22 protein-coding genes are annotated in these 24244 nt (G+C 43.4%); 7 read left to right on the top strand and 15 right to left on the bottom strand.

The features are described 5' to 3' along the window. Positions 1-504: 504 nt before the first annotated feature. Positions 505-3600: an MFS transporter gene (locus ACBR23_RS25190; protein WP_371115907.1), complete on the bottom strand. Its 3096-nt coding sequence runs from the start codon at positions 3598-3600 to the stop codon at positions 505-507. A 145-nt stretch (positions 3601-3745) separates the two neighbouring features. On the opposite strand from ACBR23_RS25190, the gene ACBR23_RS25185 reads away from it, so the two are divergent. The 4 genes from ACBR23_RS25185 (at position 3746) to ACBR23_RS25170 (ending at position 5428) form a co-directional block, all read left to right on the top strand. After that, on the top strand, positions 3746-3901 hold the full coding sequence (locus ACBR23_RS25185) for a hypothetical protein (protein ID WP_371115908.1): 156 nt from the start codon (positions 3746-3748) through the stop codon (positions 3899-3901). A 95-nt stretch (positions 3902-3996) separates the two neighbouring features. Continuing rightward, positions 3997-4299, top strand: a complete 303-nt coding sequence (locus tag ACBR23_RS25180; protein ID WP_371115909.1) for a hypothetical protein — start codon at positions 3997-3999, stop codon at positions 4297-4299. Next, on the top strand, positions 4280-4978 hold the full coding sequence (locus tag ACBR23_RS25175) for a hypothetical protein (protein WP_371115910.1): 699 nt from the start codon (positions 4280-4282) through the stop codon (positions 4976-4978). The genes ACBR23_RS25180 and ACBR23_RS25175 overlap by 20 nt, the downstream gene beginning before the upstream one ends. A gap of 15 nt (positions 4979-4993) precedes the next feature. Then, entirely contained in the window at positions 4994-5428 is a 435-nt protein-coding gene (locus ACBR23_RS25170) for a hypothetical protein (RefSeq protein WP_371115911.1), read from the top strand. Between the two features lie 199 nt (positions 5429-5627). Here the strand turns inward: ACBR23_RS25170 and ACBR23_RS25165 are convergent, their stop codons facing one another. The 12 genes from ACBR23_RS25165 to ACBR23_RS25110 form a co-directional block, all read right to left on the bottom strand. After that, positions 5628-6761, bottom strand: a complete 1134-nt coding sequence (locus tag ACBR23_RS25165; protein WP_371115912.1) for a class I SAM-dependent methyltransferase — start codon at positions 6759-6761, stop codon at positions 5628-5630. Positions 6762-6839: 78 nt separating this feature from the next. Then, positions 6840-8051 carry a glycosyltransferase family 4 protein gene (locus tag ACBR23_RS25160; RefSeq protein ID WP_371115913.1) on the bottom strand — a complete coding sequence of 404 codons (1212 nt, stop codon included), beginning with the start codon at positions 8049-8051 and terminating at the stop codon, positions 6840-6842. A gap of 270 nt (positions 8052-8321) precedes the next feature. Continuing rightward, the gene (locus tag ACBR23_RS25155) at positions 8322-9083 is read right to left on the bottom strand and encodes a WecB/TagA/CpsF family glycosyltransferase (protein WP_371115914.1); all 762 of its coding nucleotides are present in this window, start codon (positions 9081-9083) and stop codon (positions 8322-8324) included. Positions 9084-9384: 301 nt separating this feature from the next. Then, positions 9385-10770 (bottom strand): O-antigen ligase domain-containing protein, encoded by a 1386-nt coding sequence (locus ACBR23_RS25150; protein ID WP_341739369.1) that lies wholly within the window; start codon positions 10768-10770, stop codon positions 9385-9387. A 165-nt stretch (positions 10771-10935) separates the two neighbouring features. Then, positions 10936-12111 carry an RNA-guided endonuclease InsQ/TnpB family protein gene (locus ACBR23_RS25145; RefSeq protein WP_371115915.1) on the bottom strand — a complete coding sequence of 392 codons (1176 nt, stop codon included), beginning with the start codon at positions 12109-12111 and terminating at the stop codon, positions 10936-10938. Continuing rightward, positions 12020-12595, bottom strand: a complete 576-nt coding sequence (locus ACBR23_RS25140) for an IS607 family transposase (RefSeq protein WP_371115916.1) — start codon at positions 12593-12595, stop codon at positions 12020-12022. The genes ACBR23_RS25145 and ACBR23_RS25140 overlap by 92 nt, the downstream gene beginning before the upstream one ends. A gap of 75 nt (positions 12596-12670) precedes the next feature. After that, positions 12671-13051: a glycosyltransferase gene (locus tag ACBR23_RS25135; RefSeq protein WP_371115917.1), complete on the bottom strand. Its 381-nt coding sequence runs from the start codon at positions 13049-13051 to the stop codon at positions 12671-12673. A gap of 446 nt (positions 13052-13497) precedes the next feature. Continuing rightward, positions 13498-14163: a response regulator gene (locus ACBR23_RS25130; protein WP_371115918.1), complete on the bottom strand. Its 666-nt coding sequence runs from the start codon at positions 14161-14163 to the stop codon at positions 13498-13500. A 280-nt stretch (positions 14164-14443) separates the two neighbouring features. After that, positions 14444-15790 carry an EAL domain-containing protein gene (locus tag ACBR23_RS25125; RefSeq protein ID WP_371115919.1) on the bottom strand — a complete coding sequence of 449 codons (1347 nt, stop codon included), beginning with the start codon at positions 15788-15790 and terminating at the stop codon, positions 14444-14446. Positions 15791-16012: 222 nt separating this feature from the next. Then, entirely contained in the window at positions 16013-17122 is a 1110-nt protein-coding gene (locus tag ACBR23_RS25120; protein ID WP_371120636.1) for a GGDEF domain-containing protein, read from the bottom strand. A 220-nt stretch (positions 17123-17342) separates the two neighbouring features. Next, complete coding sequence (purN, locus tag ACBR23_RS25115) at positions 17343-18005, bottom strand: phosphoribosylglycinamide formyltransferase (protein ID WP_371115921.1); 663 nt, start codon at positions 18003-18005, stop codon at positions 17343-17345. 324 nt (positions 18006-18329) lie between these two features. Next, a complete protein-coding gene (locus ACBR23_RS25110; protein ID WP_371120637.1) occupies positions 18330-18902 on the bottom strand; it encodes a GNAT family N-acetyltransferase in 573 nt (190 codons plus the stop codon). 59 nt (positions 18903-18961) lie between these two features. On the opposite strand from ACBR23_RS25110, the gene ACBR23_RS25105 reads away from it, so the two are divergent. After that, complete coding sequence (locus ACBR23_RS25105; protein ID WP_341735732.1) at positions 18962-19852, top strand: sugar ABC transporter permease; 891 nt, start codon at positions 18962-18964, stop codon at positions 19850-19852. Positions 19853-20093: 241 nt separating this feature from the next. Here the strand turns inward: ACBR23_RS25105 and ACBR23_RS25100 are convergent, their stop codons facing one another. After that, complete coding sequence (locus ACBR23_RS25100) at positions 20094-20240, bottom strand: photosystem I protein PsaX (RefSeq protein WP_340519612.1); 147 nt, start codon at positions 20238-20240, stop codon at positions 20094-20096. A 427-nt stretch (positions 20241-20667) separates the two neighbouring features. Further along, positions 20668-21630 (bottom strand): lipoyl synthase, encoded by a 963-nt coding sequence (lipA, locus tag ACBR23_RS25095; RefSeq protein WP_341735733.1) that lies wholly within the window; start codon positions 21628-21630, stop codon positions 20668-20670. Positions 21631-22036: 406 nt separating this feature from the next. Here lipA and ACBR23_RS25090 point away from each other — a divergent pair, with 406 nt between their 5' ends. Together ACBR23_RS25090 and ACBR23_RS25085 are read left to right on the top strand one after the other, a co-directional pair. Then, the gene (locus ACBR23_RS25090) at positions 22037-22588 is read left to right on the top strand and encodes a response regulator (protein WP_341733868.1); all 552 of its coding nucleotides are present in this window, start codon (positions 22037-22039) and stop codon (positions 22586-22588) included. 267 nt (positions 22589-22855) lie between these two features. After that, complete coding sequence (locus ACBR23_RS25085; RefSeq protein WP_341735734.1) at positions 22856-23947, top strand: PfkB family carbohydrate kinase; 1092 nt, start codon at positions 22856-22858, stop codon at positions 23945-23947. Positions 23948-24244: the final 297 nt, after the last annotated feature.

Raw genomic sequence — 24244 nt, 5'->3', positions numbered from 1 at the left:
CGCCCGCTTACTGCTAACATCTTTGATTGTTAGATTGCAAGTGGGCGGAATCCTCGCCTCACACGCCTTTCATCCCACACTAACCGAGGCGGTATAGTGTGGGGATTCCCGTCTGTTTAGCTAAAAACCTTTAGTTCCTTACTATCCATAACCCATGAATTGTGAGTTATGACCTTATTATCTCAATTTTTTGAATTTGCAGGAGCGAGCGGAAAACAATTAAGGTTTAATCCTACCGTAGGTTTGTCGCCGGTGGTTGGACAGGGGATAGTGGGAGAGCCGGAGAGTGGGAGAGGAGAGAGGGGGAAAGGGGGAGAGGGGGAGATTGGCTGGAAACTATTTTTAGTTTGACACATGATTTTTAGTGACTTTGGGTCTTACGTTTTAAATTATACCCAGAGCCCCGACTTCACTTAAGAAGTCGGGGCTCTAAAAGAAGAGATATTTAGGTTTCCCAAAATAGGGAGTGCGACAACCCCGCGTCCAGGACTAGAGGAATTGTGGCTACCGAATTACCGCTAGAGCACCAGCACCGGCGGCTGCCGCGGCCGAGGAAAGTGCGGTAAAAAACAGCCACCAAGCCGCCACTTCTGCTGCTTTGCGGGTTTCTTCGGCTTGTTTTTCCGCTTGCAATTTGATACTTTCCAGGCGAATCTGTGCTTCTTGCTGCAAGCGTTCAGCTCTTTGCAGGACTGTGTTGCGGCTTCTTTCGATCTGGTCGATCAAGCGGTTGGCGTCTGCTTCGGAGATATCGTCACGGGAACTAATGAGTGCTACTAAAGTATCCCGGTTGAAGTGTCCCAACCGATCGCGCAAAGCTTCAAATCCAGCTTGGGGATCGTCAAATAACTTACGAACATCCTTGGTAATACCTTCGTAGTTGAGTTCTGGGCGATCGAGCGAATTGAGATAATCCCGAACTTTTGCCATAATCCCGTCAATTACCGACTGAATTCGCTCCTGAATTATCTGAATTTGCTGTTGGAATTGGTCGCGCACGGACAAAACTTGATCGACAATGCGATTGGCTTCGGCTTCCGAAATATCCGGCCGCTGAGACAACAGAGAAACTACTGTAGCGCGATCGATATGAGACAGTCGTTCACCTAAACTGTAAGCCCCTACTTTCGGATCGTGCAGCAACAATTGCAAATCGCGCTTGATAGCTTCAGGATTCAATTCATCCTTACCAGTATTCCGCAAATAATCTTCTAAAACACCCTGAAAATCCTGTACTTGAGTTTGCATCCGCCTTGCCAAACGGCGGGGCGATTTCACAATCGAGCCGATGGTATCCTGCACTTGGTCGATAATTTGATTAACTTGTTCTTCGGTCAAATCTTCTCTTTGAGAAAGCAGTTTTACCAAAGTATCGCGGTCAAAGTTCGACAGACGACCTCGCAGGGCTAAAGCTCCTTCTTTGGGATTTTCCATCAATTTAGTCAAATCGCGCTTAATCCCTTCAGGATTGAGTTCAGATTTGCCCGTATTCCGCAGATAATCTGCCAAAGCGGTGGTTGTTTGGTCGTACTGTTCCTTAGCTTTGTCAGCGATTTTTTGCGGTGCGCTCAGCGCACTGTGCCAAGTCTCTTCGGCGCTGTCTAGCAGTTGATTCACTTGGTCTTCGCTGAGGTCTTTCCGCTGAGATAGCAATTTTACCAAGGTGTCGCGATCGAACTTAGAAGCTCTCGATCTCAGCGCCCACATTCCCGCTTCTGGATTGTTTAACAGAGTTTTAAAATCTCGCTGAATCCCTGCGGGGTTGAGTTCTTCTTTTCCGGTAGATTGCAAGTATTCTTGCACTTTTTGCCACTGATTGTCTAGGCGGACTTGGGCGGCTTCTTGCAGACCTTTGGCATCTGCTAAAACTACATCTTTTGTCCTTTCTAACTCCTTAACAATCTCTTCTACTTCCTGAAAGCCGAAGCTTTCGCGGCCTCGGAGAATTCGCACGAAACTATCCTTATTGTAAGGAGCAAGCCGATCGCGCAACTGTTCATAAGTAGCATCAGAATCTTCGAGAATTGGCTGGAAATCCTTGCCAATAGCTGCTGCTGTCAGTTCCTCTTTTGGTGTTAACTTCAAATAAGTTTCCACTCGCCACTGCAAATCCCGGACTTTTTCTTGCTCCTCCGCAAACATCACAGTGTTTAAAACTCGCTGTCTAATTGCGTCTAATTCATTGGTGATTTCTTTGATTTTGCTTTGAGTAAATACTCCTCTGCTAGCCAGAATTTCCGCAAATTTTGACTTGTTGAGTTTTTCTAATTCGCGGCGAACTGTTCCCGCATCTGCACTAGGATCGTAGAGCACATCTCGAAACTCGCGCTCGATGGTTTGCGGGTTCATTTGCCAGGAATAAGCATTAAGAAGGTAGTTTTCTACATCGGCTCGAATTGGGCTGTAAGTTTCCGGTTCACCTTTGACTTGAGCGGTGATTTTATCAGTTTGCTGGCTAACTTTATCTTTTGCTGTTTTGAGTTGACCAACTACTTTTTCCACATCAAAGTCAGAAATATCTGTGCGTCCCAATACGATTCCCATTAAAGCATTGACTGCCATTGTCGTTGCTTGGGACATCATTGTGGGGTTTTGTCCTTGATTTTGACCGCCCAGATTTCCCAGTGCTTGTTCTACTCTGCTTGTCAATTTATCTGAAAGCAATTCTCCCGATTTTGCAGATTTGAAATATTCTACTAATTGGGCGATACCGTCTGTTGGCTGTCCTTGTTTTCCGACTTGTTTCCAAGCGTCTTGGAGTTGGTCTACAATGCGGTTGACATCGCGTTTTGATAGGTCCGATCGCGAACTAACTAATTCTACGAGGGTTTGGCGATCGAGAGAAGGCAAATTTTCGCCCGCAATAGACTTAAGTTGTGGATCATTGAGCAACTTTTCAAACTCACTCCGCATCCCTTTGATGTCTAATTCAGGCGGTTTGAGGCCTTGGATGTAGTCTTCGACGTTTTCCCGTAAACTTATGGGATCGATCGCGCTACCGAGTTCATGACCCACTGCTGCGGCTGCTGCTTTGGCTGTAGCCACCACTTGATTGCTGGCTGCTTTTGCGCCCAAGGCGGCGGCGGCGGTGCCGACAATCGCTTGAAAGCCTGATGTGGCGGTGTTGACGACGGAACCGATCAGGGAACCAACGGTGGTGGAGCTCACCCACACCAGCATAGAGAAATAGGTGGCCCAGACAACTAAACCGACGATCGCACCTAAGCCGGGGCTGCTAATCAAACTCAGTTTAACTGCTAGCAAGCAGGCGAAGAATAGGGCGACGGTGACAGTGATTAGCGTCCAAGTTCCTACTTTTTTGCCGATGTGGCGCACTGGAGGGCTGTCGCTGTGAGAATGGGAACTGTCATGGGATTGATTTCCCATGTAAGAAAGGCCGGCTGCTACTGATAAGTTGGTTAACAAGAGTTGGAAGGCGAAAGCCAGTACGACTCCTGCGATTAACGCAATAAAAAATTGTGGCCCGGAATAGAGGAGTGCTGCGTCTTCTGCGGTGTTGATAGTCCGCTCTGCTGGCACTTGACTGAGCCAGAGGCTTATATTATAGATTTGTGAAGTTATTGGCAAGTTTTGATACATAGTATATTCCTCGTTCAGTTGCGGGTTCGCATAATTGAGTTGGCGCGCGATCGGCTAATGTATAGTTTCTGTTTTTTGCCCTCAATGCCAAGCATGACCTGATTAACGAGCTAAAGCATCCCCCTACAGTCGGAAGTGTATAAATATGTCTGTGGCTAGCTGTCACTTTAGGAATAATTGTGCTGTGCGATCGATGCAGAAGGGTTGGAAAGTTTGGTGGAGTCCGGTTTTGGCGATCGGGCAGATGGTACTGTCGAAGTGGGTAAGGCATAAAGAAAAGTTGGGTGAGTTTGATGATTGAGGTGTCGCTATGCGATAATTAGTAAATAAGTGGTGTTTGGTTGCGTTTCCTCAACCCAACTCAGAAGATCGACAATCACAGTAAGAGGTAAGATAATGAATTCAGAAAAAGAAGAACAAAAACAAACTGTAACAGAAATAATCAAATCTGGTGAATTAAACAGTATCTATTTCAACGAGTTTGGTATAGGAGTTTCTAAACATGATATTTTCATATTATTAAGACGCAATGGAAAAGAAGAAGCGATACTCAATGCTTCTCATATTACAGCCAAATCTTTTGTAGATTCTCTAGGTGAAGCTCTGAGAAAATTTGAAGCTAAAACAAATCAAACAATACCTATTTCAGATGAAATTGAAATATTAATGGAGGCGTCAGATGAAACCAACGATCGGTAATCAAAAGGATAACAGTCCGAATCGGACTAAGTTAAGAGAAAATAGCCAGACGATTGATACCATTTCAGAATCGTTACCGATCTTTTATCATACATCTTTTTCCTCAATAGGGAAAATAGAAGCGCAAAACTACCGTCTTCTACTAGATACACCTGGTAAGAACAAATTTTCCATTATAACCAAAAACAATCCCACAATTATTCCAGAACGTAAAAATGACAGTTTTCCAAAACAAAAAAATAAATTTAAAATAGAGGAAATAGATAAATTATTGACCTTTGAAGAAATACTGAAATACGGTATTGAGTCTATTAAATTGAAGGACGATCATCTCTTTAATCGTATTCGTGAGTTAAAAGAATTATGCGATTGTGAAGAAGACTATGATGTTTCTTTGGACTCGCTTAAGACCATGTTTTTATTTGTTGAAGCAATTGGAAACATTTCTAAACCTAGTAGCTTAACAGTAAGTGAAAGTGGTCTTTTTTATTTAGAATGGGAAAGAGATAGAAACAATTCAATAACCCTGCGATTCAAAAAAAATTACTTCTTAGACTATGTTATTTTCAAGCCAAGTAGGCATATAGATAAACGAATTATTTTTAATGGTTCGATGTATGCTCTAGATCTGGTTGATTTTTTTAAGGATTTAAACCTAAAAATACACCAACAAATATAAACAATAAACATAAAAATGACAGAGATAAAAGCTGGTAATGTTGCGCGCTATTGTAAGCCTTCAAATTTAAACACTAATGGAATACCACAGACTTCTGCTTTTCAAAGACGAATAGAACCTAAAGAAAAATATTTATCTGTCTATTTGCTTGATTTTTTTGACAAAGAAACTGAAGTAGAAAATATTATAGAAGTTAAAAAATATATGACAGAAGCAACAGGTTTCACTTGCAAACCTAATGGCTCTTTTGCTATTCTTAATATACAGAAATCCAAAGAATATATTTTTGAAGAAATATCATCAGAGATTTTCTATAGAGAAAAGAGATTACCTCATTGTGGTCTTTTCCATGATGCTGACGATCTATTAATTGCCAAGTTACTTGCTGAGTGCGTTCAGAATAATTATCTCATTAAAGATCTCGCCGATTCAACAACTTCACCCCCATAACCGTCCAAAAAATGTGGGGACTCCCTCCCCAAAACCCCTGCGGTGACTTTTGAGTACCACAAACGCAAAATCTCATCCTTAATGGGATTTAAGCTACTTCGGTATTCAGCTCAAAAAACAAGTAAAATCAAAATTTCCTAGTCTGCACAGGCGGACTTTCTTTGTGTAAACGCGATTTCAATCGCCGAGTGTTCTATTTCTACAAGCGCTTAACCAATATCCATCGCAACTCCATTGGCGGTGTTTCCTGCATTGGAAATAAATCGCGCCCGCTAGCCCAACTCAAAAACCAACTTGTCGGTGGCCAAGCTTCCTTCGGCAAATGCTTCTGTTCATATTCAATTACCGATTCATCAGATACAATTTCCAAAGGCAAACCCTCAATTGCCTCCGACAATTCCTCTCTGGTAATCAAATAAGACCAAGACTGTTCCGACATTTGTTTTGCCATATCATCTGGTTCATATCCATCTACAGCCAAGAAAGCACTGAATAAAATAAACCCGCCACTTAAAACAGAATCAGACATTTTTCCCAGGAACAAACGCACTTGTTCTGTGTGGCGGAAATGCGACAAAACTTCCGTAGCAATGGCTAACTTATAGCGATAGGTTTTAATCCTCAATAAGGGATCTAAAACATCACCTTGGGTTACAGTAATCGGCAAATCTTCTGCGGAGGCTGAGGCTGACAATTTTTCAGCAAAAATGGGTGTTAATTCGATCGCATCTACAGCATAGCCCAACCTCGCCAAAGGCAGACTATTGCGCCCTGGGCCCGCACCGACATCTAAAATCGGCCATTTCCCCGCTTCCCCTAATCCCGCGACAATCGCCATCACCTTCGCATCGGGATGACTACCAAATAAAGGCTCAGGACGAATCTGCGGCCAGCTATGATATTTATCCGCCATAGATTCGACTTGAATCTTGGTATTGATAGTAACTCCCCCACTTAAACCAGTTTGAACATTTGCCGGAAAATAAGACACAATCAAAGTAGCGTGGGGCGACTGTTTGAATCCTTCAGCTAAGGCATTACCAAGCAATGTTTTTAAACTTTCTGTTTCGGGATAGCCAAGATTTTGCCCAACCAGTTTTAAGAAATCTGACAATAATTTCAGATAATCATCCAGCATCGACGGCACACAAGGCAGATGAAATTCTCCATTGACATTGATGCCTCTTTTGAGCTTTTCTGTGAGGGCTAATTTAAGACGCGAATTATTAGTCAGCGCAGCGGTATTTTTCGGTAATTCGCTGACAGGTAATTCTGATGTAGATGCAACACTGGTAATTTTTTTAATCACAATATTTCTTAGTCCGCGCACCATCCGGACTTTGTTTGTGTAGAAGCGGTTTTAACCGCCGAGTAATCAAGGTTGACTTTACTTTACATCTAAAACCTGCGGCTAAGAATCCTTCATCGCCCTCTGAAACAACGCCACTAAATTCTTCGCTTCCACAGCCACATCATGCTGCTGAGCAACCCGCAAAGCTCCCGCCTTCCCCATCTGTTCCAACCGTTCCACAGGCACCTCCAAAGCCTCCTGCATGGCATCAGCCAAGGCCTCTACAGAACCAGCAGGAATCAACCAACCGCAAACTCCAGGCTCCACGAGTTCCGGGATACCAGCCACGTAGGTGCTAATCACAGGTCTGCTAAGAGCCAATGCTTCCATAATTACCACGGGTAAACCTTCGGCAAAACTGGGCAAAACCATTGCTCGTGCAGCTAAAATCTGCTGCTGAACTTGAGCGCTATCGGCCCATCCTGTAATTTCTAAATGATTTTGTAATCCATATTGGTCGATCGCCTTTTCAATATCCGATCGCAACGGCCCATCACCTACCAAGATTAACTTAAACTGCAAACCAAGGCTAGCCAATTTACCCGCAGCTTCCACCAACAGCAAGTGACCCTTTTGTTCGCTGAGTCGGCCAATACAAACCAACCGAGGTTCGGAAGTTACCGGAACATAGGGTAAATCCAAAAATGCCGCATCTACACCGCAGTGAATTACATGAATTTTAGGCCAAAAAGCGCGATCGCACCACCGATACAACTGACTTTTGCCAAAAGAACTAACCGCCGCCACAAAAGCCGCCCGCTTAATTTTTTCCTCAAAGCCAAGAATTGTAGCCTTGTCGAATTCTTCAGGACCATGAACAGTAAAACTGTAACTAGGCCCACCAAGCACCCGACACAACATCGCTACAGTGGTTGAATTTGTCCCAAAGTGAGCGTGAACGTGTTTGACTCCCTGGCTGGAAAACCAATTTAATACCACACAGGCTTCAGCAAAGTAAGCTAGATGAAGTATAATACCGCGATCGGAATGCCAACCTACTTTAAACATTAACCCTAAAGCTTCAACAAACCGAATAGGTCTAGTTATCGCCACCCGCAGCAAACCCGATACTAAGCCAAGAACACCAACTCCTAAAACAACCTGGGTCTGTTCTTGCTCTTTTTTGTCTCCTTCGTCCACCAGTTCCGACTCGCAGGAGCGGATTGAAAAACGGGCAACTTTCATACCACAATTCTCTACAGCCAAAATTTCTCGGCGGACAAAACTGTGACTGACTTTGGGATATTGATTAACTAAATAAGCAATGGTCATGGGCCTGTCTGAAAATGCTGTGGTTCAACTGAGATAATTCTAGCCTGCTAATCCCTGGGAAATTTAAGATGAGAGATTTGAGATAGCCAAACTCCAAAAAATCACCCCACAGACCAATCCGGGGCTCAGAGGACTCCATGAAGTTAGACCGAGAGAGACTTTGACTATCCTTGTTCACAAAGCCTCTCTCGGTCTAGCTTAACTTAATTTTGGTAATCTTAAAGTCCATCGGCCCTCCAGCAATCACCTATCTCTTCAGAGATTGCTGATTTAGCCATCACAGAAAGGTGTTTTATAATAACCTAATTTTTGTTCTACAATCAATCTGAAAAAAGGCAGAGCATCAACCAAATATCTTTTCCACAGCCTTCTCGGTTCACTTAACAATCTGTAAGCCCATTCTATGCCAACTTCGCTCATCCATTTGGGAGACCGGGCTTTGCAACCAGCTTCAAAATCAATAGTTGCACCTATTGCCAAGAAAACTTTGATATTTTTCAGTTTGTCTCTATACTTAACCAACCATTTCTCTTGCTTAGGCGCACCGACTCCGATTGCCAATACTGTCGCCCCTGATTGATTAATGATATCAATTATTTTTTCACACTCTTCTTCATTTTTTTCAAACCCAAAGGAAGGAGAATAGGCAGCAACTACTATTTTTCTACCCACTTTTTGGTTAATTTCTTCCTGAGCTTTAATTGCCACCCCTTCCGCAGCTCCTAGTAAGAAAATCTTAATATCTTCACTATCTTTGTGATAGTTATAAAATGCGGGAAATAAGTCAGAACCCGAAATTTTTTCTTGGATAGGAGTACCCAAAAATCTTGAGGCATACATCAAGATCTGACTATCGCAAACTCTATAATCACAGCTATTATAAGCTTCGTAAAAATCGCGGTCATACTGCAATTTAATTAAATGGTCTACATTGGGCGTAAATACAACACCGCCTCCTTCTTTTAAGTTTTCAAACAGTTCTGTGATGGAACAATTATCAACCGGTACATTCAATAAATTAACTACTTTCATTTTCGATTTCCCTCAATTTTTTATACTCTACTAAAACTCACACGATAAATTTCTCACTTCACATTTTGGTGAGCTGGCGAATCAACTTTTCTTCATTATATCCTCTTCCCCTTACTGGTTGAGTATGTCTTTTTAAAGATTCTGTAAAGAATTCTGGATTTCCGGCAAAGAATCAATAAAGATACTAGATTTTATAATTGACAACAGAGGTCATAAAAATAATATTTTTTAACTAGGGCTATATTTCAAGCCCGGACTATAATCAGCGCTAGGCCAGTGTCTAGTCAAACCATACTCAGATTTAGTGGTGGGTGGTTGACACTCGTGATTTTTGTGGACTCAAAGACCGTCTAGGTAAGGGCGAACTGGTTTTCTTTGGCTTAAGACTTTCGGTATCTTTTAAGATCACACCAGCTATTCCTCCAGCAATCAGCGTAAAAATTGGGTTAGTCATAGCATTCAAAACACAGTCAAACGCATACATAGTTAAAGCTACTCCCAGGACAGCCGCTGGCGCGACTTTCGGGTTAGACCAGGTTCGGGCTGGATATTTGAAACAAAAGGCAATCACAGGTAATAGCAAAGAAGAAAATAAACTCGTTAAACCCACTACGCCGTTGACGCCAAAAGCAATAATCCACAAGCTGTCAGTTACAGATACATCATCACCGTACTCATTGTATACGCGGTTGCCTCCCGAATCGCCCCAGCCAAAAAGAAATCTTAGTCGCGCTTTATTGCCCAATATCTCTTCATTTTGAAATCTAAACCCCAGAGATGCTGCTCGTTCTTCGCCAAATATTTGAGAGATAAAGCTAATCACTTCTTCACTAGAAAATTGACCAGAGGCAGCTAAATAAAGGTAGAAAATGATATATCCAATTATCAACAACAATGGCAAAGATGTTTTGAAAATTTTGGCGCTGAACAAGACGACTAGCGACATTGCAAATAAACTGTAAGCCCCAGTAGAACGGCACAAGAAAAAAGCGATAATTAGTACAATTACCAGAGTCTTCATATTGCGCCCCTGAAACTTCTTGAGGACTCCAGTTTGCCACAACCAAAATCCCACTAAAGCAGCAGCCATCATCCACAGCCCCACCATCAAACCGTGCTGCATGAATACTACCGGTCTCCACCCCCCCATGCGTCTGGCCTGACCCCAGTCTTCAAAAGCATTGACACCGTAAACCATCTGGTGCAGAATCGGCCCCCTAACCCCTTCAATCATCGTAAAAGGAATGTAGGCTAACCCACCTGCAAAAATGCCGATCGCTAACTGTCGCAACCCATCTAAACTATTGAGATACAAACGCCCTAAAAGAAAAGGCATCCCCCAAGCAACAATTTGGTTTAAAGTTGGTGACAAGGGGCTTCCACCATTAGTAACTTGCGAAGCAATCGGGCATAAACAGCAAATTACTATAGGTACATCTATCCAGCCTGGCTTCAAAGAGCTGAATCGCGTAGTATCGTAAACCAGAGTACCCAGCAAGACACCGTAGCAAGCTGCTGACATCTTGTTATAGGGAGGTAATCCCGGCAGGCTTAGAGAAACTTGGGGTAAAAACTGCCACGCTACAATTAGACTTACGATTACTGCTCGCTGAGTAGGGAACCTGACAAACAGATACAAAACGACTGGAATCCAGCCGTACATCACAATTGGAATCAATGCTGCCATAGACGTGGTGTGCCAAGTTTATTGCTAATCAGTTTTAGTTATCACAAATCTAACCTGTCACAGCGGGAGTTAGGACTCTTTAGTTTTCTCCTCACTTTAATTGTACGATCGATAACCCCATCAAGTCACACACCCTAGATACCGACACTTTTTTGCTAACAAATGCTAACAAACATATAAGTCAAGAGAATCTCTCAACAAAGGCGTGTCAACCAATGCCTCGCCCGTGAAAATCCCACGAGCACCATTTAGATCCCGATCCATTTTCAGTCCAGTGGTGACAGACTTAATAGTCCTGGCACTACCTAGATTTTTGACGATTTCGCCCGTCCACGACACAGTTTTCGATGTGTAAGCTTCGTTGCAGTCAATCACGAGTTTGGAATTTTCCCAAGCTTTCCACTTGAGAAAATTCTTAAATTCGTAATGGCTTAGAGTCAACATTTGTCTCACCGTTTTGTTTCTCAACTTACGGCGCGACTTCGACACCATTTGAGAAGTCTCAAACCTGGGCAGCAAGATTACATCAAAATTATCGACTAAAAACTTAGCTACCTTGTGATGCAACTCTTTGACCAAGTTTTTGATTTTACAGCGAAGCCTGTTGGCTGCTTTCTTGAATCTTCTTTTCTGCCGACTGGGAGTTTTGGAAATCTTTGACACCAATTTGTCTAACCCGAAACACAATTTCTGGATGTACAAATTAGAATCTTTTCCCAGCCAACCGTAAGAATTTTCAGAGAAAAATGTTATGAACGTGCGAACACCGGGATCTAAGGCAACTAGCCGACCTTGTTTTTCGGTCTTAACTTGTTGCACTTCTTCAGAAACGATTAGGTAATATTCGCCGTAAGTGAGAGTCAATCTTCCATCACTGAAATTTTCAGGCAAGGATTCTGTCAACTGACATTTGTCCAAAATCGAATGGTAGACCCCGCAATCTTTTATAGCCGATTTCGGCACATAAATAGACTGCTTGGTGTCTTTTCTGCTGCGAAATTTGCATTGGCGAATTTGCCCATCTTTCTTGAAACCCTTTTTGGCTGCTTTGACTGCCGAGCAAGCATCTTTGACGGCAATCGATTTGATTTGGAAAGGTACAGGTTTTGCCCATTCTGGCAAGCTGTTGAGTATTCCGGTTTTGATTGTCATCCAGTTAGCTTTAGTATCTGGTTCTTGGAGGTATTTGATGGTCGTGTTGTAGACAAAACGACTTACCCCAAACCACTGTTTAATTAGCGCTTTTTGCTCAGGATTTAGGAATAGTCGGATCTTCTTTGATTTTCTTGCTGTAACTTCTGAGTCCGTGCATTCTGCAACGGTCGCCGTGAAGGATGGCAAGAAGATCGCTTGTGAGTTCGGTTTCTGGGCAATGAACAGTTCGGTCGAGAACCACGATTTGTCCACCGTTTTGCTCGGCCATGAACTGGAACAATTCAAAGCCGAATCTGCATAATCTGTCGCGACAGGCAACAACAATCGTGAGCTGTTCGCCGCGCATAAATCTGACCAGTAGGGCTTGCAATCCTTTTCGCTTGAAGTTAAGTCCCGATCCGATATCTTGGATGATTTCGCCATCTGGATATTGCTGTCGCATGAATTCAGCTTGTCGAGCGAGGTCGTCTCGTTGTTTTGGAGAACTGACGCGACAGTAGCAAACAATGGTAGCTCTAGTTGCACCGCGCTGGTAAGACTCGACATCGTAGAGTCTTTGCCCTGCTTCGTTTTTGATGCTTTTGATCTTCCCGGAGTCTGCATATTTTCTTAAGGTGTGTGGGTGCAAACCCAGAAATTCAACCGCTTTTCTGAGTGGTACGTATGCCATGTAGAAAATGGTAGCATACATAATCAAATGTAAGCAAATTGTTTACTGTGCGCTAACCCTCTCAGATGGCCAATGTTACCATTGAACTTGAATTCTGGGCTTTAATTTGGCTGTTGCCCCATCCTTTTGTGTGGATTTGCTCATAGCAGCTTTCAATGCACCCTCGAAGCGCTCTGTGGCATCATCCCAAGTATAAACGATCGCCTTAGCGTAGGCAGCCTCGGACATCCCTTGCCAGTCGGGATTAGGCAAGCCACAGATAAACTCAATGGCTTTTGCCATAGCTTCGGGGTCTTCTGGTTTTACATACTCACTGTTGGGCGGCAGTGGCAATTCTGGAGATGGCTCCTCCATACCAAAAGCAATTAATCGCAAATTGGGAATTTTTTCAGCAGCTAATGAAAAAGCTTTGAGGGCAATATCACTTCCCTTCCAGTAAGCTTGGGAGTAATACATCTTTTGTCGATAATTTTTGGTTTAACGCTCAAATTGTCGAAGAATGAGGTTTGCTGCTCAGGTGTGGGTATCCAACCGCGTCCTCGTAGCAGTGACTTTGCTTGTTGAATCCAACTCGGTTGGGAAGGTGGTACAGAGATGACGAAGACCTCATGACCTCTCTTCATCTGCCTTAAAAGTTCCTTATAGCAGATATCAATTATCAATAAATGTAATTCTTAAGATAGATGTTTAAAAATAAAAATTTCTTAAATTGAGCCCGTCCACCTAATTCCAGGTATAGCAAAAGGCATAGGCCAGAGGGCAGATTTGACATAAACAGTAGTAAATTTTGGACTTGGAACCACAAGTCCTAGATTTACCGCATTTAATTTATCTGTGGCTTATTTCACACCCACATTTCAATTTTCTCAGTCTCGTTGTGCCTGTATCCCTTAGCTCTACAGCTAACTTTGAGGAGGTTTGTATCCCCTCTCCAGAGCAAATTTTACAAGCTGAGATCGATTTTCCATGTGTAACTTGCTGAAAATACTACCCAAATGAGCTTGGACGGTTCTGGGACTAATAAACAGTCGATAGCTAATTTGTTTATTGGTATAGCCTTGAATAACCTCCCAAAAAACTCTTTCCTCCGCAGGCGTTAAAGGTAAAGGTGGAGGTGGTGGCGCTACTGATACCACCTTTGGCTCGACCCCCACGGGAGTAGAATTTTGTAGGAGTCGGACAATCTCGGCATGAATGCGGTGAGAGCGTTCTAACTGGGCTTTGACTTTAGCTAATATTTCTTCCGACTGAAAAGGTTTGACCAAATAATCATCCGCCCCCATGGAATGACCTTCAACTTTGGATTCTATCTCGCCTTGACCAGATAAAAATATAAATGGCATCAATTGTCCCAAGCGGGTATTTCGTAGGCGGCGACAAAACTCAAACCCGTCCATCTCCGGCATCATCACATCAGAAATCACTAAATCTGGAGGGTCGTTTTCAAAGATAGAGAGTGCCTCAATACCAGAATTAGCACATTCCACCCGGTATCCTTGGCTTTCCAAGTACATTGCCAAGACTGTTTGACAGTCTGTCTCGTCGTCAACCACCAATATTCTTTCCATGCCAGCCTTGCACCAAGTCGCGTTGACAGTTATTGAAACTGTAACTCCTAAAATAGGAACTTTAATGAGTTTAGCGAAAAATAGGGTCTAAAGCCCCATCCTTCTAGGGTGGCTTTTTATCTTGTTGTTTTTGTGGTCTGACCAGCTAGTTTTAAAGGGCTTGGGAATCTATATCTACTTTCTATTCACCCTGTAAAAAGGGTGAAAAAAGAAAACATATCCTCTGTTGAAAATTGTCTTGGAGCATAGAATGATCGTAGATATTTTTGTTTGAGGAAACTCAAACTATTCCTAAGCTTGACATGGAGAGGTTTTTGGATTTTTCGCGTTCAGCAAGAGGCATAAAAGGGATGGCACCAGTAGATACTATTCCCAGGGGTGCCTCACACAAATGTTTGTCGGCCACCAGCAAACGCTCAAATGTGGTTGCAGGTTCGGGAGGGCTGAACAGGTATCCCTGCATGATATCGCACTGGTGCTGTCTCAAAAAATTTAACTCTGCCTCCGTTTCTACCCCTTCGGCAATTACGGTCATGTTTAAACTGTGACCCAGTAAAATCACCGCAGTGGTGATAGCGGCATTTTGAGAATCGTCGTTAGCATTGCGGACAAAAATTCGATCGATCTTTAAACTGTCAAAAGCAAATTGTTTGAGATAACCTAAAGTAGCATAACCAGTACCGAAGTCGTCAACAGCAATCCGAATGCCTAGAGCTTTGAGTTCATTGAGAGTAGCACCTGCGACAGCAGCATTTTCTACCAAAGCGCTTTCTGTCATTTCTAGCTCTAAATTAGAGGGTTCCAAGCCCGTAGTTTCCAATATTTGGACAATTCGCGCCTTAAGTTGGGGGTCTGACAACTGTCGGGCTGACAAATTCACTGATACCCGGAACGGCGAAAATCCGGCTTCTAGCCAACTCGCGGCTTGAGCGCAAGCTGAAAGCAGTACCCACTCGCCAATGGGAATAATTAAGCCTGTCTCTTCTGCTAGGGGAATAAATTCGCCGGGAGAAATTATACCTCGATCGGGATTTTGCCAACGTACCAATGCTTCTGCGCCGATAATTTGTCCGGTAGCAATATCCACCTGCGGCTGATAGTATACCTGAAACTCTCCCTGTGCCAAAGCGCGGCGCAGCAAAGCTTCCAAGGCCAACTTTTCAGGAGAGAGAGCCGAAATTATTGTCGAGTCATTAACTAAATCGGTGAGTCTGGCCTCTGCTTGTTGTAGTGCGACAGTCAGGGGGTGAGTAATAGTTTGTCGTTTCGAGACACGAGAGGAAATTGCTCCCAGCAATTCGGCCTTGGTAAACGGCTTTGTCAAATAATCGTCACCGCCCAAGTCCATCCCCCGGCGAAAATCCGCTTTAGCAGCTTGAGCTGTGAGAAAAATAAATGGAATTGTTGCAGCCAGGGAGTTTTGGCGCAGAGTCCGCAAAACCTCATAACCGTCAAGTTCCGGCATCTGCACGTCACACAAAATTAAATCTGGAATCTCCGAGAGTGCCATCTGCACCCCTACTCGACCGTTTTGAGCCACAATGACTCGATAGTTCTGAGATTCCAGGAGTTGCAGAAGAGTTTCCCGGATTAATTCGTCGTCCTCAATTACCAAAATTTTGAGCATAATACTTAGATAACGGATGGCTGTATAGATACCGGAACCTGACTAACACTAGCATAGTAAAAATATCGACTTGCTGATTAGGCCAATCAGCCAATCTATAATTAGCCATTTGGCTAATCATATTTCTTCTGCTTGCAAGCCACAATCAAAATACCCCGAAGGTAGTTATAAATATATCTCAAAACTAGGGAACTTTTGAGAGGGAGGAAATCAGATAACGGTTTAGCTGTAATGCTCTAGGATAAATCTGTCTCGTCCCTTGTCTTTAGCTTGGTAAAGACAACGGTCTGCTGCTGCAATCAAGTTTTCTTTGGAGGTTTCCATCTGAGGAAGGGTGCTGGCGACACCCAGGCTGAGGGTGACAAAAGAACTGACAGGGGATTGAGCGTGTTCAATTTTTAGTCCTTTGATCCCTAGTCTGATTTGTTCGGCAACGTAAGCAGCGGTGTCCGGTGCTGTACGGGGAAGTATTACGGCAAATTCTTCGCCGCCGTAACGAGCCACTAGAGTTTCTCCGGGAACTTTACCAGCCAAGTCATTGATAGCTTCCACAATCCTTTGGGCTACCTGTTGCAAGCACAAGTCTCCAGCTTGGTGTCCGTAATTATCGTTGTATTTCTTAAAAAAGTCAATATCACACAATATCAGAGATAATTCTGCTTCTTCTTGCTCTAATTTTTGCCATTGTTGCTCTAAATATTCGTTAAAGCAGCGGCGGTTAGCTAATTGAGTTAAGCCGTCGGAGTTGGCGAGGCGATACAACTCGGAATTTGCTGTTTCCAATTTAGTATTTGCCACTTCTAAGTCGGACTTAGCAACTGCTAAATTGTAATAAAGTTCGCTAATGTACCAAGTAGCTTGTTGATGAATTTGGGACAGAGCTAACAGCACTTGATGTACATCTAAGAGTCTGTAATTTTTATCGTTTAACTGTACGACTATAGGCTCGTAAAGTAGTTCTGGCGACCGCTGGACTGCTCGCTGAGCTGCCATCACAATTAATGTTACTCCCGGTAAAATTAAAATATCAGTTCTAGCTATTTGATATAAAGCGAGAATGGGTCGATGAGCAAATATATCTATGCCATAAGGACGGCTCATGTGTTCCATAAATCGTCGGCGAGATATCATTCCCAAAAACTCGCCTTTAACAGTCAATACAACTCCTGGAAGTAGCGGTTGAGTGTGAAATAATCTAGCTACTTCTTTCCCTAAATAAGAAGATTCAACCTGAAAATTAAATACTGAAAGCTCGTTAAGAGTAGATTCTAAAGATAGAGTTTCGGGTAATGTTTTAGGCCAAATAGGTGTGGAGACAAATTTAGTAGACACAGCGTACACCCGCATGAACGTTATAGTAGCAATTAAGCTAATGCCAGCTACAAACTAATGCTACCATTAATATATTAGCATTAGTTGTGTTGTGGAATACATGAGTTTTATAATCATAACTTCAGGGTGTATTTTTGTTTAAAAAAAATGTTTTGCTGCGAGGGATTTACATGAATTTGCCCTAACAGACTTGCTAGGTATGCGGGCAATAAGTAATTACTTAAACAGCAAATTGATGGGAAATAAGGGCGATCGCACCTACCATGATTTTGTGTTCCTGCACTTGAATGCGAGCGTGTAAAGTTTCTGCGGTATCATCGGGAAATACGGGTACTGCTGCTTGCATTAAAATTGGACCGCTGTCTACTTCTAAATGGGCGATATGCACTGTGCATCCAGTGATTTTTACCTTGGCTGCAAGTGCTTGTTCGACAGCGTTGATTCCTGGAAAACTTGGTAATAAACTGGGATGGATGTTAATAACTTTTTCGGGAAAAGCATCGAGCAAAACTTTAGTGACAATTCGCATCCAGCCAGCCATGATAACCCATTGTACGTCATGTTTTTGGAAAATTTTAACAATTTCGGTGTCTAAGTCAGCACGTTTTTTGTAGTCGCGATGATTGAGTAAAATTGAGGGAATGCCGTATTTTTCGGCTCTAACTGCTGCTTTGGCTCCAGGGTTATTGTAAATTAATACTTGGACTTGAGCGTTGAGTTGTTGGTTTTGGATGCCTTGGGCGATTACTTCAAAGTTGCTGCCGCTTCCTGATGCGAGAATTCCTAGTTTTAATGGTTGAGTGCTGGCGGCGATGAAACTGGTGTTAATCTCAGGAGAAATTAAGCTAGCATGGGAATTAAGAGATATGGGATTACTTGTCATTGTTAGATGAGAATTAAATGGGTTGACAGATGGAATATGAAAGATTTAAGATGGTCTTTAGACCCTTCGACTACGCTTGGGCGAAGCTGATATCTTAACCGAAGATGGCAGACAGAATTGAGGAATTCAGAAACAATAGGACTGACATCTGGGTGTTCGGCAATCGGGTTTTTACAGCATAATATTGGGTTCAAATCCTTTATTTCAGTCACATACCGGGTTCCTAGAGTCCCGGTGGGTAATTCTTGAAATACTAAGGAATTACTTGCCAGTGTGAGGGATTGCTTAGTTAGTCTATTGGGTAGTGATTATTGCGGACATCTTCTACATAAGATTATCAAAAAAATCCTCCCGCAGAATGCCGTAAATTTTGAGGTTCCAATAGGTGTCCTTAGCAAATAGATGTTGTTTCAATATCCCTTCTAATTGCATTCCGACTTTTTCCATCACGCGGGCTGATGCAATATTTTTTTGTGCACAGCGAGCCTCTATTTTATTCAGACTCATTTCCCGAAAACCGAAGTCTATAATTGCACTAACAGCCTCACTCATGTATCCTTGATTCCAGTATTTGCGAGAAAGAGCGTATCCAATTTGAGCGCGACTGTGGTTCATGCTCCATTCGACATATCCGCAAGTTCCGATTAATTTTTGTTCGGATTTGTGAACGATTCCCCAGTCAATGAGTTCTCGCTTTTTATACATTTTAGTGAGACTTCGGAGAAAACTTTTAGTGTCTTCGATGGAGGTATGAGTTGACCACATGGTGTATTGAGATACTAGGGGGTCTGAGCCATACTCAAACATATCGTTGGCATCGTTTAAAGTAATTTTTCTGAGCAGGAGTCTCTCGGTTTCTATAGTGGGTAAATTGGATAATATATCTAGAGGCTGCATTTTGAAATTCACCTGTATTGTGATACAGTTTAAAACTAAAAGATAATTTTTACAAGCCAATGGTTTCGATTAAATCTGGGCGTTTTAACTGGTTGGACAATGAGTCGATCGCAGCTTGGACTTTTTTAGCCCCAGCTTTGTTGTTTTTGGGTACTTTTTTGATTTACCCGATCGCCTATTTATGCTACCTTAGCTTTACCACTGGCAGTTTCACCCAATCAGGTATGCGTTTTATTGGGTTGAAAAATTATTGGAGTCTACTCACTAACCCAGATTTTTGGCAAGTTGTCCAAAACACCATCTATTTTACTACTGTTACAGTCATTCCCAGTTTAGTTATTCCCTTGGGTTTGGCAGTTTTGCTAAATCGCTCCTTTGCTTGGCGAGGGGTGCTCCGCACGGCCTATTTTATTCCTTCGATTACCTCTTTAGTGGCTGTCGGCTTAGGTTGGCGGTGGCTGTTTCAAACTGAGGGGCCCGTGAATCACCTCTTAAGGGCGGTGGGTTTAAATCCGATAGCTTGGCTTAGTAGCACGGTTTGGGCAATGCCGGTGCTGATTTTGCTCAGTATTTGGAAACAATTAGGCTTTAATATGGTAGTATTTTTGGCGGGTTTGCAGGCAATTCCGCTCAATCGCTACGAAGCTGCCGAATTGGATGGAGCTGATGCTTGGCAACAATTTTGGTACATCACTTTACCGGGTTTGCGCCCGACTTTGGTATTTGCGACTGTCACTACTGCTATTTTTACGCTGCGGAGTTTTGAGCCAGTTTATGTGATTACTGGTGGTGGTCCTTTGAATTCTACTAATCTGCTGGTTTATTATATTTACGACCAAGCTTTTGCACAATTTGATTTTGGCTACGCAGCGGCGGCGGCAACTTTGCTGATGGCTGTGGCTTTGGGATTGGTTTATTTGCAACTGAGGGTTTGGGGGGAGGATGCTTGATTGATATCAATTCCAGTTCCACTCTCAGGTGATGTTGACTGTTTTAACAATACCGATGCAACCGGAAACCATAGGAATCGCACAAGAGAAATGGGACGATAGTAGAGCGTAAATAATTTTTTGATAAAGTGGAATGGCTACCTTGCCCGTTCAGAATGCAATTGCTGCTCTCTACCTGCCAAAAACATGGTTAAGTACAGGCGGAGAACAGCACAGGGTCACTAAAATCCAGGTTGCAGAACTATTCAATGATATGGAAATAATAGGCTGCAACTAGAAAATTGATACCTAGTAGTACCAAAAACCAAGCCATGCGAAAGGTGTAAGGTGGCTTACCCGTTTTCATTACGGAGTCGGATTTTAGTTGATTCTTTGCTATCTCTGCCATAGGTCAAAGTCCTAATTAATATGTGACTGTATTTACCACAAATAGCTTGTAAAAGTATAGTCATGGTGTGCATGACTAAGGAGGCGTGAATCTCTCCCTTTTCTTTTTTACTTCGAGCGGATTGACCCGCCTGGGCTGAACTATGCAGCTCCTTATCCCATCGCACAAGGCATTTGGGATTGCTTGGGTCTTAATATTGTAAGACCCACTTATTGAAACAATCGCCGACAATTAGGTTCGGTGATGCTGGACACTTAATCAAAATCTGCTACCGAGGTAGTCTGAGATTTTTTTGTGTCTGTTTAGAGTCGTGGAAGTTTTTGATCCCGACTTTATAAAGTCTTACAGTACCAGAGAGGGTTCACGTTTGTACCATCCTCTAGAGTTACTTTTTGTAACTTTTAATCTATACCAATTGAGATTAATTTCAATCGTTTTCTCCGGCGTGGTAGGAACTGCGGACTAGAGGGCCCGATCGCACTTGTTGAAAACCCATCTCTGTGGCTATTTCCCCCAAACGGTCAAATTCAGCGGGTGTCCAGTATTTTTGCACAGGGAGGTGTTCTAGAGAGGGTCTCATGTATTGACCGAGGGTGAGTCGATCGCACTTGGCATCCCGCAAATCGGCCATCGCTGCGATTATTTCAGTTTCGGTTTCCCCGTGCCCCAACATCAAACCGGATTTGGTGGGAATGCTGGGGTCAAAGGCTTTGACAATGCGAAGAACGTCGAGGGAGCGATCGTACTTGGCCCCCCTACGCACAGGCCCTTGTAACCGCCTTACTGTCTCAATATTGTGGTTGTAACACGCTGGTTTAGCCTCTAAGACTGTCCTAATTCGCGATCGCTGCAATTCCTCTAGGGTTCTGTTTTCGGCTTCCGGGAGGGTGGGCGCGGTGGCACCACCCCAAAAATCCGGTGTTAGTACCTCAATTTGAGTTTGCGGGTTGAGCAGGCGGATGTGGGCCATTGTCATCGCAAACCAACCAGCACCTCCATCGGGTAAATCATCACGGGCTACCGAAGTGAGAACCGCATAGCGCAAACCCAGCAGATTGACTGCTGTGGCTACCTTTTGCGGTTCTTCGGGGTCTAGGGGCATGGGAGAATGACCTTTATCTACTTGACAAAATGCACAAGCACGGGTGCAAGTCGGGCCCATTAATAAAAAGGTGGCGGTTTTTTGGGCATAGCATTCTGCGCGGTTGGGACATCTACCTTCCTCGCAAATCGTGTGAATTTGGCGCTGCTTAATAATTTTTTGCACTTCGGAGAGCTCGCTGGCTTTGCCAAGTGGGCGGCGCAACCACTCTGGCATCGCCTGAATTTCATCCCGCATTGGGGAGGCAATTGATTTGGCTGTGGGAGTTTGAGGGGTTTGGGATGGCATGAAATTAAGTGCGATCTGGTTAATGCTTTTCGATCGTATCTGAAATCCAAGTCTCTGAACTTGCAGGAATCGTGTCCCCCATCACCATTGACCTCTGTGGTGATAAAAATTCAACTTAGAAAGGATTTTGGAGAGAATTCTGTTACAGATATACTTAAGGTTGCGAATCAACACTCACATACGGTGGGGCACACCGAAATTAACGCTTGGGGACAGAACGACCTCTACTCGTTGGTGGTGACATCAACGGGCAAGTTGACTGGTTGAACAAAGAATCAAGAGTGCGTTCACGCGCCCGGAGAGTCAAGTATCTGGAGAGCTTAGGGCTTACCAGATTATGCTATACACAGTAGATCGAAGGTTAATCCTAGATTTACCGCGTTAAATGTATCTGAAGGAGTCAGTCGTGGCTGGTCAAAAAATCTTAGTCATCGATGACAGTAAAGTCATCCGCGTCCGAGTCCGAGAAATGTTACCCCAAGGTAACTTTGAAGTTCTAGAAGCCAAAGACGGAGAAGAGGGACTAAAGCTGATCCGTCAAGCCCGTCCCAATCTAATTATGTTAGATTTCCTGCTGCCCAAAGTCAGCGGTTGGGAAGTGTATCAAAAAGTTCAAGCCCATCCCGAACTTTCCAAGATCCCCTTGGTGATCATGTCGGGCCGGGAAGAAGAGGTGATGGAGAAAATTCCTAAACCTTTTGAGAAGCATTTTTTTGCATTTATCGCCAAACCCTTTGAGAAGAAGCAACTCACTGAGGCGATTAAATCAGCGATGGTATTGGCTAAAAAGAAACCAGTACCAGAAGCCGCCGCCACCGCTGCTGCACCTACCTCTGGATCGGGCACCGCCGAACTTCAGGCGATGACTGAGAAAATGGCAAAAATGCAGGCTGAAATTGACGCACTCAAGAAACAAATGACTCAGGTGATTACGATCATCAAGCAGAAGTTGAAGTAACGCGGCCTTCGGAAGGTTGCAGACAACTTTCACACCTTGAAGGTTGCTCTGATTTCTAAAGGTGTTTCCTTCGATCCGCAATCTTGTGGTAAGTGGTTGAAGCAATCGCGATCGCTCTGCAATAGGTTTTCACCCTGGTGAGAACATGAATTAAAAGTTAAAAATCCACCTCGGTAGGCAAATATTATTAGTCTTTAGGGGCTGGTTTTTATTTGCCACTTGTCCCACACCCAATTGTCAATTCCTCAGTCTCATTTTTTATTGTTCATGACTAATGACTATTCCGATTTTTGGCTTCAACTGCGTGCCTCAACAGAGAAATTATTGCAAAGATTAGACTGCTTCGATCGAGCACAGGTATTGGCGATCGGAGATTTGACCTTGGACGAGTTTGTCACCGGACAAGTAGAACGAATTTCTCGCGAAGCACCTGTGTTGATTTTGCGCTACGAAAATACTCGACAAGTACCGGGAGGAGGCGCAAATGCTGTCTATAATTTAGCGAAACTGGGAGGCAAAGTAAAAGTTGCTGGCTTGGTGGGAAAAGATGACCAAGGAAAGGCTTTGTGCGGTATTTTTGAGGCTGCGGGAATTGATACGGCGGGGATTTTCATCGATGCGCAGCGTCCAACAGTGACGAAAACTCGTATTTCGGGACACGCGCGGCAGTCGGTGACTCAACAAATTGTCAGAGTCGATCGCAAATCGGATGAGTTGCCGGATTTGGATTTGCAGTTACAATTAGCAGATTATATCCGGCAACAAATACCGACTGTAGATGCGGTGGTTTGTTCCGACTATGGTGATGGAGTTTTGACTAATTTGGCGATCGCATCAGCGGTAGTTCCTGATAAAACAATTGTCGATGCTCAAACAAATTTGCAGCGATATTCGGGAGCGATGCTATTTACTCCGAACTTGCCAGAAGCCGAACAAGCGGTCGGATATAGTATTAATAATTATTCAAGCTTAATGCAAGCCGGACGGGATTTGTTGACTTTAACTAAAGCTCAAAAAATCCTGATTACTCGTGGCGAAGAAGGGATGAGTTTGTTTGAAATAGTCCAGGGAAAAACTCTCCCAAATTCACCACCCCCAACATTTATTTGCCAACAGGGGGATTTGGATATTCAACGTTGGGATATTCCCCCGTTTAATAAGACGGATGTATTTGATGTCACAGGTGCTGGGGATACAGTCGTAGCGGCGATGACTTTAGCTTTGTGTGTCGGTGCGTCGGGTTGGGAAGCGGCGGTTTTGGGGAATTTGGCGGCTAGTATTGTGGTGCGCCAATTCGGTACGGCGACGACTACAACAGAGGAGATGAAACAAGCTTTGGAAGCCCTAGATTATGAGTAGTCTACCACACAATAATCTCTCAAAATTAGTGTTACAAATAAAAGTGTTATGGAAAAAAGCGAGTTAATGGTTTATTTTGAGAGTATTAATCCTAGGAAAAATCTCCAAACTCAACCCTTAACACTCCCTCGGAAGCAGATTGAACACTTAATTTAACCAGACGATCGCTGTTCACCAAAAAGCTGGGTCTGAAGCCCCGTCCTTTTAGGACGGATTTAATTCTCTTTGATGCTGTCAATTAAATCTGGAAATCATGGTATAATCGAGTAATTCAAACAGCAAAAACAATGAAAGCAA

The sequence above is a fragment of the Microcoleus sp. genome (genome assembly GCF_041354475.1).
In the GTDB taxonomy this organism is placed as follows: Bacteria; Cyanobacteriota; Cyanobacteriia; order Cyanobacteriales; family Microcoleaceae; genus Microcoleus.
This window is presented reverse-complemented; position numbering and strand designations above follow the sequence as displayed.